Below are 14,562 nucleotides of genomic sequence, written 5' to 3'. Positions count from 1 at the left end.
TCAATTTTGGGTTGAATGATATGCTCCTCAATGACCTGCAAGTGGTGCTCAAAGTGGCCGAGTTTCGCAGTATCACCGCCGCAGCCAATAGCCTTGATATGCAAATGGCCACCGCCAGCGCGGCACTGAAGCGCGTCGAGAAAGCGGTGGGGGTTGAGCTGTTCATCCGTACCACTCGCCAGCTACGGCTATCGCCTGCTGGCGAGCGCTACTTGCCGCAGTGCCAACAGGCGTTGCAGCTGCTGGAGTCGGCCAAGCTGAACGTGCAGGAGGGGCTGGATGCTTTGGGCGGCGAGGTGCGGATCGCACTCTCCTCCGATTTAGGGCGCAATGTGGTCACGCCGTGGCTGGATGATTTTCTGCGCGACCACCCCGAGGTGGAGCTGCGCTCGAACATCAGCGACAGCAACATCGATTTTTACCGGGATGCGGTGGATATGGCGCTGCGTTATGGTTCGCCCACCGATGCCAGTATGTACGGCTTTAAGATCTGCAATGTGCCACGGCTGCTGTGCGCCGCGCCTGAGTACTTGGCTGAGCATGGCAGCCCCAGCCACCCAGAGGAGTTAAAGCAACACAACGGCTTGTTCTATCAGCTGAGCGATATCGTGCAGGATGAGTGGCGTTTTAGCCAAGGGTATCAGAGCTTTAAGGTCAAACTGAAAGGTAACCGCGCCTCCAACGATGGCGACTTAGTGCGCCGCTGGTGCGTGGCAGGGCACGGCTTTGCAGTGAAATCCTGCCTGGATATGGCGGACGATTTGCTGACCGGGCGGCTGGTGAGCGTATTGCCCGAATTTAAACCTACCTCGACCGAGCTATGGCTGGTCTGCCCAAGTCGCCAGTCAATCACCCCGACCTTCCGCTTGCTGCGCGACTACTTTACCGAGCAAACCAAGCAGTTACTGAGTCGCTTGGTGGAAGAAGGATTTTTAGATGAGCAGGTCTTTCAGCGCTAGTAACACACCGCGCCGACCCAACTCAGCGCAGTGCAGTGTTACTAAAAAGTGCCAGCACTACAGGATAGTGATCACCTGTTCGCGGCTTAGGCGCGATTTTGGCAGGGTAGCGTTATAGTCTTCGGTCTGGTGATGGTAGCCCAGCGCCAGCGCCACTTCGCACTTATAGCCGCCCAGCTCTTCAGCAAACACCTCGCCAATCAGCTCACTGTCGACCCCTTCCATGGTGGTGGAGTCGATGTTCAGGCGCGTAAGGGTGTGCAGGGTGTTGCCCAGCGCGATATAGGTTTGTGCCTTGGTCCAGGCTTCGGTGTTGCCGTTGGCGTCGGTGTTTAGCTCGGCAAAGGCGAAGCCGCCAAATGCTGCTTCGCGGTTCTCCGGCTTGGTGCGGCCATCGGCGATACCTTTATCCACCACCTTGGCGTAATCATCACGGGTGTAGGCCGGGTTATGGGCAAACAGGATGATGTGCGATGCAGCCATCACATGGGGCTGGTTGAACTGGTGCTTGTTGGCAAAGGTAGCATCCATCCGCTGTTTGGCTTGCTCGCTCTCAATCACAATAAACTTCCAAGGCTGCGAGTTAATGGACGAGGCCGACAAGCGTAGCGCTTCGTAGATCACTTCCAGCTCGTCTTGCGGGATGCGTTTGCTGGCATCGTAGCGTTTAGCGGTATAGCGCTGTTGCAGGTCTTGGATAATCGGATGGGTCATGGCGAGCTCCTAAGCTGGGTGAATACAGGGACGATTTTAGTCGCTGCTGGACGGGGATAAACCGCTGTGAGATTGAAATATTCTCAAACTGTTATTGATAATTGTGCCTTGTGCGCAGGCCAGTAAATGACGGCGCAGTTACCCGAAATGGTTAAAGGTTAACCTATATGTTGTTTTGGTTCACAACTTCGAGTAATTCATCGGGCAATCCAAGATTCGCAGGCTAATATAGTTTTTTGTCAGTAAATCCAAGCTATTGGCGGAATTTAGCGCCTGAGAATTGAGGAAATCATGAAGAAAACTTTTGCCTTATCTGTTCTAACGCTTTGCTTGTTTGGCTGTGGCTCAAGTAGCAGCAGCGGTGGTGATGGAGGTGCGCAAGGCGGTGTTGCCGTGCCACCTGCCGACCCGGATAGCCGCACCGAGTTGACCAGCTATTCTCGCCTTGGCTATGCCGCCGAAGGCTTGGACCCTGCCGATGTGGCCAACCTGCCGATCCCGGCCAATGCGGGAGAGGGCGCAACCTGGGTTGAGCAACCTGAGTTTACCGACCACTTTAATTACACCTTTGATGCGACCAGCAACCGCTCAGACTTTGGTGAGCGCAACCAGTGGTACAACTTCTACCACCACGAATGGGATGGCCCCGGTGCAACCTACTGGCGTGAAGACCATGTGTCGGTGGCCGATGGCAAACTGACCCTAGTTAACTCACGCAACCCGGAAGATCCTAAACAAGGCCGCGAGCTGGGTGGCGTGTTTGCGGGCTGTATCGCCTCCAATGGCAGCGTGCAGTACCCGGTGTTTGTTGAGGCCAGCGTTAGTTTGGCGAACCTATCGCTGGCTTCAGCGGTATGGCTGCTGACTCCCGATGACACCCAAGAGATCGACATTCTGGAAGCCTACGCCGGCGCTGATAACGGCAATACCTACTTTTCGAAGTTCTTACACCTGAGCCACCACTCGTTTATCCGCGACCCGTTTACCGACTACCAACCGCGTGACTTTAATAGTTGGTGGGAAGACAGCAGTAAGGTGGGCGACACCGGCGCGTTTAGCAGCTGGGGTGAGCACAACTGGAACGGCGGTGACCGCCAGTACATCCAGGTAGGTGCATACTGGGTAAACCCGTATCACTTTGAATACTACGTCGATGGCGAGTTGGTACGGGTACTCTACAACAAGGCCTTCGCCACTAAGCGTAATGGCGTATGGACCTACAGTTACCCCACGGTCGATGAAAACAACGATATCCACAACGATGAATGGGGCTATCAGGCGGTGGCCATCCACGCCACCTCGGATGCTGGCGATGAGTTCGATTTTGCCCAGCTAAAAGGTGCCAGCGAGGCCTCGAGCGTATCGGTGATTGACCCTTACGACTACCAAAACGGTCAGGGCTTCAACAAAGCCGCAGACATCATCATCAACATGGAGCTGCAAAGCTGGTGGACCAACGATCCGACTGATGCGGATCTGGAAGATCCGAATAAGAACACCATGCTGGTTGATTGGATCCGTACCTACAAGCCAGTTGCCGGCTAACCACCTTCAGCCTTACCCAACAGCAAAAGCCAGTATCAACGGATACTGGCTTTTTCGGCTTTACGGCGGGGACGCTTAGGCGTTTTCATCCAACCAGCGTCGGGTCACGCTGTCTAGCGGTTGGCCTTCCCGGCATACCTGATAATCGAGCATGGCGATGATCTCGTTGTCGAATCGCAGTGCGTCGAGGGTTTTAAGCTGTGCATCGCTAAAGCGCGAGGCTTGCGACTCTCGCATCAGCAATACCGCGCGGTCGACGATTCCCAGCAAGCCTTTGGGCTCGGTAAGCTCGCGAATACGGTATTTGTGGTGCAAAAACTGCGGCTTCCACAGCGGTACAATCAGCCATTGCTTATTGGCCACCGCCTGCTCGAACGCGCTGAAACAGGCCTCTTCGGTCCCCGGGTGGAAGCGGTAACCGGCGTCATTCAGGCCGTATTCATCCATCATCTTAATCGAGAAACGGGTTATGCCTGCGCCGGGGTTAATGCCTTGAATATCTGGCTTCATCTTGGCGATGACCTCGGGCTTGAGCAGATCCGCAACGTTAGATACGGCATCTTCTGGTACGTAATCTGGCACGCCCCACAGTGCATAGGGCTGGTAGTGTAGCCCCAGCTCAAGCAGCGACTCGGCCTGTTCGACATCGGCTTTGTACACGCCATGGCTGGAGGGGAGCCAAGCCGAGCTCAGCAGGTCGATGTGCCCGGCTTTGAGCTTGGCAAAGTTCTCTTGGTGGGGGGAGTAAACTCGCTCTACTTCGAAGCCCATATCAGACAGAACATGGCTGACCAAGGATGCGGTAACGCGGTGAAAAGAGAGGTCGGTGACCCCTAGGGTGATTGTATTCGACATGTTCGACTCGCTGGATGATGGTTATGGCTGAAAATAGCCGCGGCGAGCTTGCTGGCTCGCCGCGAGATACGCTTGGCTGACGCTGTTAGTCAATCTTGATGCGCAGTACATGGAAGGGCTTGCTGGCGCCTTCTTCACCCTCGTTCAGCGCTGGGTTTAGGTGCAGTGAGTTCTGGGTGATGTACAGATAACCGCCTTGGATGGAGAAGCCATCGGCCCACGACAGTAGCTTGTCGTCTTGGGCAATCACTTTGTAGCCATCGCTGTTCGCCATGCCGAGGGCGTTCTTTTCAACGTCGCCCACATAGATGTCACCGCTATCAGAGATGATCATACCGTCGCTGGGGCGCTTTTCACTGAAGAACTCGATGCTGTCAGCCAGTGCAGGCTCTGCCATAGTGGCATCGGCCAGTGCTTCGGCGGGAACACGGTAAATGGCGCTGCCGTTAACGGTGCCAAAGTATACCCACTGGTTTGCCGCGTCGATGGTGATGGGGTTGAGGCCCAGGTACAGCGCATCGGAGCTGCCATCTTCGCGTTTAGCGGCCATCAGCGAGCCATCGATCTCCACCTCGTGCAGTGGCGATAATAGTGCGGTGTGCGATTGCAGCACGCGGCGCGCTTTGCCGGTTTCAAGGTCCACCACCACAAAAGCAGGGGCGGGGTCGCCAAACAGGTTGCCTAGACTGGTGTCGGCGATATACATCTGGTTACGCTCAGTATCTAAGGCAAAATCTTGCAAGAACGAGTTGGCTACCATCACATCGGCGCTGATCTCGATGCGTTTGTGCAGTTGCTCGTTAACGCTGTCCCAGGCGATGATTTGCGCCGGCGCGCCTTCACCGCCCATATCGAGGATCCACACCACGCCATCATCGGTGCTGTCGATACCAATCACCGACGACAAGCCAACCTCGCCCAGCTCCGGGCCATTGGCCCAATCTTGGGTTGGGTAGGGGCGGGTTGAGCCATCTTGTAGTAGCTCCACCACCCGGTATTCTGGCCCGTCTAGCGGCTGCATCGACAGGAAGGTGCGGCCCTGCTCGGTCACGGTCAGGTTGCCGGGGCGAGTGCCGTTTAGCTCTGCCACAACTTCGATGTCGGCTGCCAACACGTTGCTGGTTACCAGTGCGCTAGTCAGCGCCAGTACGGTTTTGAACTTGTTCATGGTGATTCTCTCTTCAGCTATTTAACGAAGTCGCGCTTAGGCGATGTGAGTCATTTCGTTCAGGGTGAAGGTGTCTACTGCGCCTTCGGTGGCAGCCATGTAGTCGGCCAGGTGTTGGTTAGCCATGTGGGTTTGCCACAGCTCGCGCGAGGTCCAGTTCTCGTAGAACATAAAGTGTGCTGGGTTCTCGTTGTCCTGATGCAGGTCGTAGTTGATGCAACCTTCTTCAGCGCGGGTGATATCGATAAGCTTCAGTAGCTCTGCTTTTACCAGTTCAATCTGGTCGGCTTTAGCGATGATGTTGGCAACGATAGTTAGCTTTGACATGGTGTGTTCCTCTTTACTCTTGGTTAGCTTTGCTTGTGTGTTGGCTCGCTGCTGCAAGCCGCTTAAGTGGGAGTAATAGTAGTCAGCAATTACCCATGCTTAAACAGGGTAAAATTTCAATTACTATCAATTGAAATTTGATAAAACTTGGCGAGATTGTGCTAGTGAGGATGTGCTTTCAAAAAAAGGATTAGCAGTGCCAGCTAGTTGGGCAGCGTCGCCATATAGCGAGAGACAGAAACACCGAACTGTTTTTCAAAGCGTTGTGAGAAGCGCTGTGGCGATTGGTAGCCACAACGCAGTGCTAAATCGATCAGTTTGCGCTCTCCTTGCTGCATCAGGTAGATGGCGTAGCTCATTCTGACGTCGCTGAGGATATCCCGGAAACGGGTGTTCTCTTGATGCAAGCGGCGCAGCAGCGTTGCCCGGCTCAGGCCAAAGTGCTGACAGGCATCTAATAGACTGTGCGGCTGACCGGGGGCAATCGAGAAGTACTCGGCGAGGGCTTGGCTGGTTGAGCTTTGAGACTCCGGAAACAACCAATGCAGCACACCTTGTTCGGCCAGTTGCTGATAGAGCGCCTTTAGCCAGTAGCTCTGAACCTGCAAGCTAAGTGCGGACAGCTTGAGGGTTTTTAGCAGTTCCAAGGTTTGGACAAGTGGTGGAGTGAGCGTTATCCATGGGCCAGAGCTGGGCTGGGTATGTTGGCTGTAGCGCAGTTGCTGCTCATCGGGTGGCTCAAACAAGCTGATTTGGCAGGACTGAAAGCGATACTGCTCCGGCAGATTTTCAAAGGTGAGGCGGGTACGGCCCGATAACAGCAGCAACTTGCTCGCGTTTAAATCGAGTGTGTCTTCTTTCCAGAACAAGCGCTTGCTGCCGGTGGTGACCCACAACAGGCTGGGAGAGACTAGCGTAACGTTACTCAGTCGTTGGGGGCGCTTCCCCACGTAGTAATCGATACGAAATGCCTGTTGCATATGCTCCCCCTGCCTTTGTTTATGCTTCCGACCATTTAACCAGATCTCGTCGTTAAAAGGTCAGTGTTTCCTATAGATACGTGCTTAGCGGTGATAAGTGGCCGTTAAGGTGGCACTGTCTAGCGCGGTGGCGTTAAGCATGTAACCGACTAGCGCAGCGCTGGGCGCCTCTGGCAAAGATAGCGACTCAGTGGGAAGGGCCCAAATCGTGAAGGCGTAGCGATGCATGCCATGGCCCTCGGGCGGGCAGGCACCGCCGAAGTCAGTGGTGCCATAGTCATTGCGGATCGCTTTTGCGCCATGGGCAAGGGGCGACTCGCCACGCTTCAGCGCTTGGGTATCGGCGGGAATATCCACCACACTCCAATGCCACCAACCGCTGCCTGTTGGCGCATCGGGGTCATACACGGTGATGGCAAAGCTCTTGGTGCCTTGTGGAACATCGCTCCAACTAAGCTGCGGGGACAGGTTTTCGCCGCTGCAGCCAAAGCCATTGAACTCGTGGGCCTTGCCCATGGCTTGTCCTTCACTAATGTCCTGGCTGCTTAGCTCCAAAGCATCGGCTGGTTGTAACACTAGTGAAGACAGTAACAGTGGCGGCAGCAAACGGCTGATTGCTCGATGATAGATGCTCATAGTAACGCTCCTTTCGTGAGTAGGAGCTTTAGGTTAGCGCGGGCGTTACGGTGCCATCCTTACAAGTAGTATCAAACTTGGTTGGAAAGTCGATATTATTGATACTTTTAGGCTAGTGCTCCTTAATCGGGAAAAACCACAATGCCTAAAGTCTCCAGCAACTGTTCTTGTTGCCAGGCGGCGATCTTCACACCTGAGGTATCCACCTTTCGCGGATCCAGGCCATTGAGTTCGGCGTGGCAGAGGTTTGCGCCTTGCAAACTAAACTGGCCCCAAACCTCTTCTGAGAATAGGCTTCTGCTTAGGTCGGAGTCCTTCAACGACGCCCCCGCCAGATGAGCGCCAATCCAACGATTCTCAAACAACTCGCACTTCTCCAGACACACTCGTTCCATGTTTACGTAGGAGAGGTTGCAGCCAGTAATGAATGCTGAGCAAAAGTACATGCGGTTGCTTACCTGATTGGCAAAGTTAGCTCGGCTGAAGTTCGCGCCTTTAAGGTCGCATTCTCGGAACTCGACACCGTAGCAGTTAGCGTTGCTAAAATTCGCCATGGCCAAGCGACAACCCTGAAAGCTGGCTTCACGCATATCGGCAACGCCGAAATGACAGCCCTCGACATCCCCCGCTTCAATAAAGTGACAGTTGATAAAGTTGGTCTCTCGCAGGTTGGCCCGGCGAAAGTCACAGCGGATAAAAGTGCACTGTTTGAAGGTTAATCGACTCAAATCATGGCGTGTGAAATCTTGCTGGTGATAGGTGTGGTTAGTGGTATGCATCTTCTGCCTTTGCAACTGATTTGACGCAAGCCTATCACCGAAGGTTTGTCAAAACACTAAAATAAAATCCTTTAAAATCATAACTTTAAAGAGCGCTTGAATCGGCATTTTAAGGCACCAAAACGGCGCTCTAAGAGCATTTGCTGTTGCTTATGGCACGCGGCCGCAATGAAAAAACTTGCAGAGCAGAATGCGTGACACAGTGAGCTGGTCGCCCCTGTCCATCATTATCTCGTCAGGGGGATTACACCTTGCAAGGGTAGAGTGGCTAGATTCCGCGTGTAGATAAGGGATGGGCTGGATTGAGCTGCAACAGATCCCAGCGGTTGCCATACAAGTCTTCAAACACCGCCACCGTGCCGTAGTCCTGCTCTTTGGGTGGGCGGATAAAGGTGATACCCAATTCCTGCATTCGCTGGTAGTCGCGCCAAAAGTCATCGGTGTTAAGAAACAAAAACACCCGGCCGCCGGCTTGGTTACCGATGAATGGGTATTGCTCAGGTTTCGAGGCCTTGGCGAGTAGCAGGGTAACCCCGTTGGAGCCCGGTGGCGATACCACCACCCAGCGCTTATCCTGCTCGCTTTGGTAACTATCTTCGATAAGCTCGAAGTTGAGTTTACCTACATAGAAATTCAACGCTTCGTCGTAGTCGTTGACCACCAAAGCGATGTGGATGATGGCTTGTTTCATGGCTTTTCCCTGTCGATTGTTTGCGTGCCGTGCCCCGCGTTGCCGAGGATTACTGTGAGTAGGCTTGTACGCGTAAGGCTTCAATCAACCCTTCACGTTTCATCGCTTGCAAGGCCTTAACCAAGCTTGGAGCCAAGGCATGATGGCGGGCGTCCAAGTAGGGATAGATTGCGTCACGCTCCAGTACCCCTGCGGCGACGATATCTTCGTTGAATTCGCTGGAGTTAACAAATGGCCACGCCGACAGCATGGATGCCACAAACACATCGCTCCGGCCAGCCTTTAGTTTGCTCAGGCCTTGCTTTACTGATGTCACAGCACTGAGATGTTGCGCAGCGATGCGTTCTTGCAGGCGTCGCTGTGGCAAGGAAGCGCCTCGCATGTATTCAATCCTAAGTTGTTTGCCGGCCAAGCTGTCCCAACCCTCAAGGGGTGGATAGGGCCAAGGCTTTCGCACGAAGGCGATCATTTCCAGAGGATAGATCGCTTCGGGTACTTGCAGCTGGTGACTACGGTCTTGATAGCTACTAACCCGACCTACCTGCCCGTCTATCTCTCCGGTGTGGGCGTAGACGGTAGAGCGAGCCGCAGGAACATAGCGCACTTCTACATTCATACCGATCCGTGCAAACAGCTCGCGGTAGACCTTGCTCAGCCACTGAGAATAAGGCGAATCGATGGGTTGGTGAGTTGACAATACCAATGTTACCGAGGGCTCAGGCGTGTGGGAGTGAGCAAACACAGGCGCAGCGCAGGCTAGCAATATGACCAAGCCGCCTATGCTCAGTACTCGCCGAATTGCCAAACCGCCCATCGCTGACTCCTTTGTAATCATCATTCACTAATGTAGAACAGCTCCAACAGTTTGCTACGCCAGCAAGCTGGCGAAGGTGCAAATTGCATGAGTTATTTTGCTACTGCGCTATGGGCTACTGGCACACGCCACTGCTTTAGGCTTAGTAGCAGAGGTACCAGTATCAGGGTGATCGGTGTGGCCAGCAGCTCGCCGAACACCAGCGATACTGCCGCCGGTTTCAGGTATTGCGCCTGCTCCGAGCTTTCACTGAGTAGCGGCAGCAGACCACACACGGTGGTGACAGTGGTGAGGAAGATTGCCCGCAGTCGGCTTTTACCGGCGCTCAGCAGGGCTTGCTGTAGCGGCATGCCCTCGCGATGGAGCTGATTGAAGCGGGTCATCAACACCAGCGAGTCATTGATTACCACCCCGGTCATCGCCATCATGCCAAACATCGATAGCAGGCTAACCGGTAGGCCCATCAAGCCATGGCCGTAGATCGCCCCGGCAAAGCCAAAGGGGATCACCGACATAATGATCAGCGGCTGCCAATAGGACTTTAAGGGGATGGCCAGCAGCACATAGATCAGCAGCAAGGTGAGTAGCATGGCTTTCTTAAAGCCCTGCTGCACCGAGCTCATCTCGGCAAACTCACCCACTGCGGCCACCTCGATACCCGGATACTGCTGGCTAAGGGTCGGCAGAATATCGCTTTGCACCTGCTGCCAGACTTGCTCCGGCGAGCTTTGTGAGCGGTCTTGACGCCAGTAAATGGTGACCACTGGTTCGCGGTTGCGCCGGTGCAGCACCTCGGTTTCACGGGTGAAGCTAAAGTCGCTGATTTCGCCAAGGCTGACGTAGTGGTCTTTGCCCAAATACACCGGGGTTTGCTTGAGCTGGGCCAATGTCTTGCGCGCGTGCTCGGGGAAGCGCACCACCACCACGCTCTCTTCGCCTTGGTCCAGTAAACGGTGCAGCTCCAGATCGCCAAAGGCGCCGCCGGCAATCACCGCCAGTCGGCGTTGGTCGATGCCCAGTTGAATCCCCCGCTGATTGAGGGTGAGCTGTAGTTGGCGCTTGCCGCCTTGGCTATCGTCATAGACATCGTGCACCCCGTGCAGCGCTGCCAGTTGCGGTTTGAGTTCTTTGGCCACATGGCGGGCTAGCGCCAGGTCGTCGGCGGATACGGTGAGCGCGGTGCCGCCAGCGGGCTCATCGGCTAGGGCATAGCGCATGCTATAGCTGCCCTCTAAGCTGCCGGTCTGCTGCTGCCATTGCGCTAAAAACTGCTCGCTGGGAATGTTAGCCAACGCCTCTTTACTTAGCTCAAGGGTTAGCTCGATGGAGCGCGCGCCCTCCACCGAGACGATGGATTGGCGGATCGGCGGTGCTTGCAACTGGTAGTCGTGCTGGAGCTGGCGGTTGGCGCGCATGGCTGCATCCTCCAGCGCTTGGCTGTTCAAGTGGGTTAGCTCCAGTGCGGCGTCTTGGTCCATCTCCACCTTTAAAGTGGCGTAACGACCCGGGATCTCGGGGAAGAACACTGCGCGAATGCTGCCATCGAGCAGGGCGGTATAGGCCGCCAGCATCAAGCTTATGAACAGCAGCAAGCTGCTCCAACGCAGCTTTAAGGCCGCCGCGAGCAGCGGTTGGTAGATGCGCTCGCTAAAGCTATCGAGTGCACCAATGCAGTGTTTGCGCAGGTAGGCCAGTAGCGCCGCGATACCGCGGGGTTTGCTTGTTGAAACCGGATAGGCCAAGTGGCTGGGCAGGATAAACTTGCTCTCAATGAGCGAGAAGATCAGCGCGAAGATCACCACCGCAGAGAAGCCTGCGAGTACCTTGGCCAGCTCGTTGTCGATCCACAGCATCGGCGAGAAGGCAGCGATGGTGGTGAGCACCCCGTACACGGTGGCCACCGCAACCGACTCCACGCCCTTTAATGCGGCTTGTTTGGGATCGGCAATCCGCTGTTTGGCGTGGTGGATACTCTCGCCCACCACCACCGCATCGTCCACCAAAATCCCCAGCACCAAGATCATGCCAAACAGGGTGATGTCGTTGATGCTGTAGTCGGTCATCGGCAAGCCCATTAGCGCGACGGCTCCGGCAATGGAGATGAGGATCCCCATGGCTACCCAAAAGGCGAGGCGCATCTCCAAGAACAGCCCCAACACCACAATCACAATCAGCAGGCCCTGCCAGGCGTTGGTGCCCAGCAGGTCTAGCTGGTCTTCGATGTAGGGCTTCATGTCGGCCATCACTGCCAGCTCGATGCCGTTGGGCAGGGTTGGCTCAAGGGCTTTCAATACCTCGCCGGTGGCATCGCTCACCTGTAGCAGGTTGTCCTTTTGACTGGTGGAGAGCATCAGCACCACCGCCTCTTTGCCCATGTAGCGCACTAGTGAATCGGTTTGTTGATGGCTGCGCTCGATGCTGGCGATGTCACCAAGGCGGATTTGGCTATGCTCGGTGACCACAATGGGTAGGTTTTGCAGGGCGCGCAGGTTGTCGGCGTAGGCGTCGCCACGCAGGGTGATCCGCCCCCGGGCTGTATTGAGCTCGCCGCTGCGATACTCAAGCGACCATTGATTGATCTGCTCGGCCAGAGTGATTAGCGAGAGGTCGTACTTTTGCAGGGCATTGAGGTCGGGCGCGATCACCAGCTCGCGTTTACGCTTGCCGAGGTTACTCACCTGCGAGATGGCTGGATGTTTTTGCAGAGCCTTCTGCACCTGAGTGGAGACCGACTGCAGCAAGGTGGGATCGCCGCCGTGCACAATCACAAAGGAGGCGAGGTTACCGAATTCGTCGCGGTAGATCTTAGGCCGCTCCGCCTGTTCGGGAAAGCCGACGATGCTCTCCAGCTGGTTGCGTACGTCCTCCATCAGCTTGTCGAGGTCGGTGGCACTCTTCTTCTCCACCTGAACCAAGGCGTAACCGCTATGTGATTGAGAGACGATGGATTTGATCCCGGCCACCCCACTGATCGCCTCTTCGATGCGCTGGGTGATGCCTTGATCCACCTGACTGGCAGTGCCGCCGGGGTAGCTGACCTCGATGCTCAGGCGCGTGGGGGCGATCTGCGGGAAGATCTCCACCCGCATGCTCTGGTAGGTAAGCAGGCCCGATATCAGGATAAACGCCATCAGCAGATTGGCGGCTACCGGGTTGTCTAGAAACCAACGAGTAAGGCTATTCATGGTTGTAGCTCCTCGTGCTGCTCTGCTTGTGTGCTGCTGACGCTAACCCGCTGGCCTTCGAGCATGCTACTGAGCGGGAAGCGCACCACTTGGCGTGGCTCGGCGGGGGCTTGAATAAAGCGGAAGGTCAGCCGCTGCGGTTGCTCATCCAGCAGCTCTATCGATTCCCGCTTAAGCTCACCGCGTTGGACCGTCCACAGGCTGCCATCTTCGGTGAGCGCCGAGGCCGGGGCATAGGCGATATCACTTAGTTCGCGCCCTAAGAACTCGGCGGTGACAAACTGGCCCGGTAGCAGCGGCTGCTCGTTTGAGTCGGTGGTTAAGGCCTGGTAGGGCTTGGCCACTTCCAAGATCACGCTACGCTGGCGGGTGTGCGGGTCGACATTGGGGCTGAGGTAGCGCACCTTGGCCGGCCAGGCGCTGCCATCGCGGGCGAGAATTTGGGCCGGGCTGCCCACCGCCAGTGCGCCGATCCGCTGCCAGGCCGACCAGGCCAGCTCGACCTCTACATCTAACACCTCGCTGGCAGCCAGTCGGTAGAGTGGGTCGCCCACGTTGAGCCACTGGCCGGGGGTAACATGCTGCTCGATGACCACTGCATCGAAGGGGCTGAGCACCTGTGTGTCTTGCAGCTGTTGGCGGGCGCGGCGCTGCTCGGCTTGGGCGGCCGCCAAGTTGGCTTGAGCCGCTTTTAGGTGCGGCTCAAAGCGACCAAAGGCGCTGAGTTTACTGCCCTGAGAGATTTGCTGCGCCACATATTGCTCGTGCTTTAGGCGCGCCACTTCTAACTCTGCCTGAGCCACTTGGGCGCTGCTGGTGGCTAGCTGGGCCTGATAGGGAACATCGTCGATGGCCAGCAGTAAGGTGCCTTGGGCGGTGAAACTGGCGGGCTGAATCTCCAGTGGAAAATCGCTCACCCGACCACCGACGGCAGCGCTGACCTCGGTGAGCCAGCGCGCCTGAGTCAGGCCGGTTGCGCGGGTGCTGATATGCGCGGGAGCGGGGATCACCGTAACCACACTGACTTGCAATGCGGCCTGCGGGGTAGGGCTTTGTTCGAGCTGCTGCTGCTCGGCTGAGAGCAGCCACAACACCACGCCAATAAACAGTGTCACCACCAATAGCTTCCATGCCAGGGCCTTCATGGGCTTTCTTCCTCTTTGCTTGTAACCACGAATCATGTTGAATTTATGAGACATTAATGTCTCGATATTTTTATGGTACACTAATGTCTCATTTAGTAAAGCCTCGTTACGGAAGAGAGTGCCGATGAGTAAAACCGATGCCCGAGCGACGCGCTCGCGAGAGGCGATTCTGCAGGCCGCGCTGACCCTGCTAAATCAAAATCCGCAGACCCCGTTTATGGAGATCGCCACACACGCCGGGGTAGGACGGGCGACCTTGTATCGCCAGTTTGAAACCAAAGAGGTGCTGATCAGTGCGCTGGCAGTGCACTGCATGGAGCAGATCGATGCTGCCTGTGAGCCGATTGAGAGCGAGGCGACCTCTTCGCTGGATGCGATTCGCTTGCTGTTTCGTTATGTTATGCCCCATGTGCAGGAGCTGCAGTTTTTAGTCAGCCTCGACGGCATGATCGGGATAGATAACGACCCGCGCTTGCGGGCCATTGTTGAGCAGCAGCAGGCTCAGATGGAGCAGTTGATTGAACAGTGTAAAGCCGAGGGCAGCGTAGACGCCAAGCTGCCCAGCTTATGGCTGGTAAATATGATTGAAGGCCTGGTGTATAGCGCGTGGTTAAGTGTTAGTCGCGACCAGATGGCAACCGAGCAGGTGGCGCAGTTGGCCTTTGACAGCTTTGCTCGGGCGGCAAAGAAACGCGGCATGTTTGGTTAGCGGGCTTAGATGAGCAAGCAGCGAGTCGCCTGATGGCCACTCGCTGCGCAGAATC

The 14,562-nt window shown here is 55.8% G+C and carries 14 protein-coding genes; 3 read left to right on the top strand and 11 right to left on the bottom strand.

Features of this window, described 5'->3' with window-relative positions; genetic code table 11:
- Positions 1–20: 20 nt before the first annotated feature.
- The gene (locus G461_RS0103625) at positions 21–959 is read left to right on the top strand and encodes a LysR family transcriptional regulator (RefSeq protein ID WP_026970824.1); all 939 of its coding nucleotides are present in this window, start codon (positions 21–23) and stop codon (positions 957–959) included.
- A gap of 57 nt (positions 960–1,016) precedes the next feature.
- Here G461_RS0103625 and G461_RS0103620 read toward each other — a convergent pair whose 3' ends face one another.
- Positions 1,017–1,673 (bottom strand): nitroreductase family protein, encoded by a 657-nt coding sequence (locus G461_RS0103620; protein ID WP_026970823.1) that lies wholly within the window; start codon positions 1,671–1,673, stop codon positions 1,017–1,019.
- Between the two features lie 291 nt (positions 1,674–1,964).
- Here G461_RS0103620 and G461_RS0103615 point away from each other — a divergent pair, with 291 nt between their 5' ends.
- Positions 1,965–3,218, top strand: a complete 1,254-nt coding sequence (locus G461_RS0103615) for a LamG domain-containing protein (RefSeq protein ID WP_026970822.1) — start codon at positions 1,965–1,967, stop codon at positions 3,216–3,218.
- 75 nt (positions 3,219–3,293) lie between these two features.
- Here G461_RS0103615 and G461_RS0103610 read toward each other — a convergent pair whose 3' ends face one another.
- The 10 genes from G461_RS0103610 to G461_RS0103565 all read right to left on the bottom strand — a co-directional run bounded on the left by G461_RS0103610 (position 3,294) and on the right by G461_RS0103565 (position 13,798).
- Positions 3,294–4,073 (bottom strand): glycine betaine ABC transporter substrate-binding protein, encoded by a 780-nt coding sequence (locus G461_RS0103610; protein WP_026970821.1) that lies wholly within the window; start codon positions 4,071–4,073, stop codon positions 3,294–3,296.
- 85 nt (positions 4,074–4,158) lie between these two features.
- On the bottom strand, positions 4,159–5,241 hold the full coding sequence (locus G461_RS0103605; RefSeq protein WP_035479213.1) for an L-dopachrome tautomerase-related protein: 1,083 nt from the start codon (positions 5,239–5,241) through the stop codon (positions 4,159–4,161).
- Positions 5,242–5,277: 36 nt separating this feature from the next.
- Entirely contained in the window at positions 5,278–5,568 is a 291-nt protein-coding gene (locus G461_RS0103600) for a putative quinol monooxygenase (protein ID WP_026970819.1), read from the bottom strand.
- 203 nt (positions 5,569–5,771) lie between these two features.
- A complete protein-coding gene (locus G461_RS0103595) occupies positions 5,772–6,548 on the bottom strand; it encodes a helix-turn-helix transcriptional regulator (protein WP_026970818.1) in 777 nt (258 codons plus the stop codon).
- An 84-nt stretch (positions 6,549–6,632) separates the two neighbouring features.
- On the bottom strand, positions 6,633–7,064 hold the full coding sequence (locus G461_RS0103590) for a YbhB/YbcL family Raf kinase inhibitor-like protein (RefSeq protein WP_245587145.1): 432 nt from the start codon (positions 7,062–7,064) through the stop codon (positions 6,633–6,635).
- 242 nt (positions 7,065–7,306) lie between these two features.
- Entirely contained in the window at positions 7,307–7,963 is a 657-nt protein-coding gene (locus G461_RS0103585) for a Qnr family pentapeptide repeat protein (RefSeq protein WP_026970816.1), read from the bottom strand.
- A gap of 268 nt (positions 7,964–8,231) precedes the next feature.
- The gene (locus G461_RS0103580) at positions 8,232–8,654 is read right to left on the bottom strand and encodes a VOC family protein (RefSeq protein WP_026970815.1); all 423 of its coding nucleotides are present in this window, start codon (positions 8,652–8,654) and stop codon (positions 8,232–8,234) included.
- A gap of 49 nt (positions 8,655–8,703) precedes the next feature.
- Positions 8,704–9,468: a substrate-binding periplasmic protein gene (locus tag G461_RS0103575; RefSeq protein WP_026970814.1), complete on the bottom strand. Its 765-nt coding sequence runs from the start codon at positions 9,466–9,468 to the stop codon at positions 8,704–8,706.
- A gap of 92 nt (positions 9,469–9,560) precedes the next feature.
- Positions 9,561–12,653 (bottom strand): efflux RND transporter permease subunit, encoded by a 3,093-nt coding sequence (locus G461_RS23180; RefSeq protein WP_035479205.1) that lies wholly within the window; start codon positions 12,651–12,653, stop codon positions 9,561–9,563.
- Positions 12,650–13,798 carry an efflux RND transporter periplasmic adaptor subunit gene (locus G461_RS0103565; protein WP_026970813.1) on the bottom strand — a complete coding sequence of 383 codons (1,149 nt, stop codon included), beginning with the start codon at positions 13,796–13,798 and terminating at the stop codon, positions 12,650–12,652. Before G461_RS0103565 ends, G461_RS23180 begins: the two co-directional genes overlap by 4 nt.
- A gap of 124 nt (positions 13,799–13,922) precedes the next feature.
- Here G461_RS0103565 and G461_RS25360 point away from each other — a divergent pair, with 124 nt between their 5' ends.
- Entirely contained in the window at positions 13,923–14,507 is a 585-nt protein-coding gene (locus G461_RS25360; RefSeq protein WP_051333333.1) for a TetR/AcrR family transcriptional regulator, read from the top strand.
- Positions 14,508–14,562: the final 55 nt, after the last annotated feature.

It is taken from the genome of Aliagarivorans marinus DSM 23064 (assembly GCF_000429485.1).
Classification (GTDB): Bacteria; Pseudomonadota; Gammaproteobacteria; order Enterobacterales; family Celerinatantimonadaceae; genus Aliagarivorans; species Aliagarivorans marinus.
This window is presented reverse-complemented; position numbering and strand designations above follow the sequence as displayed.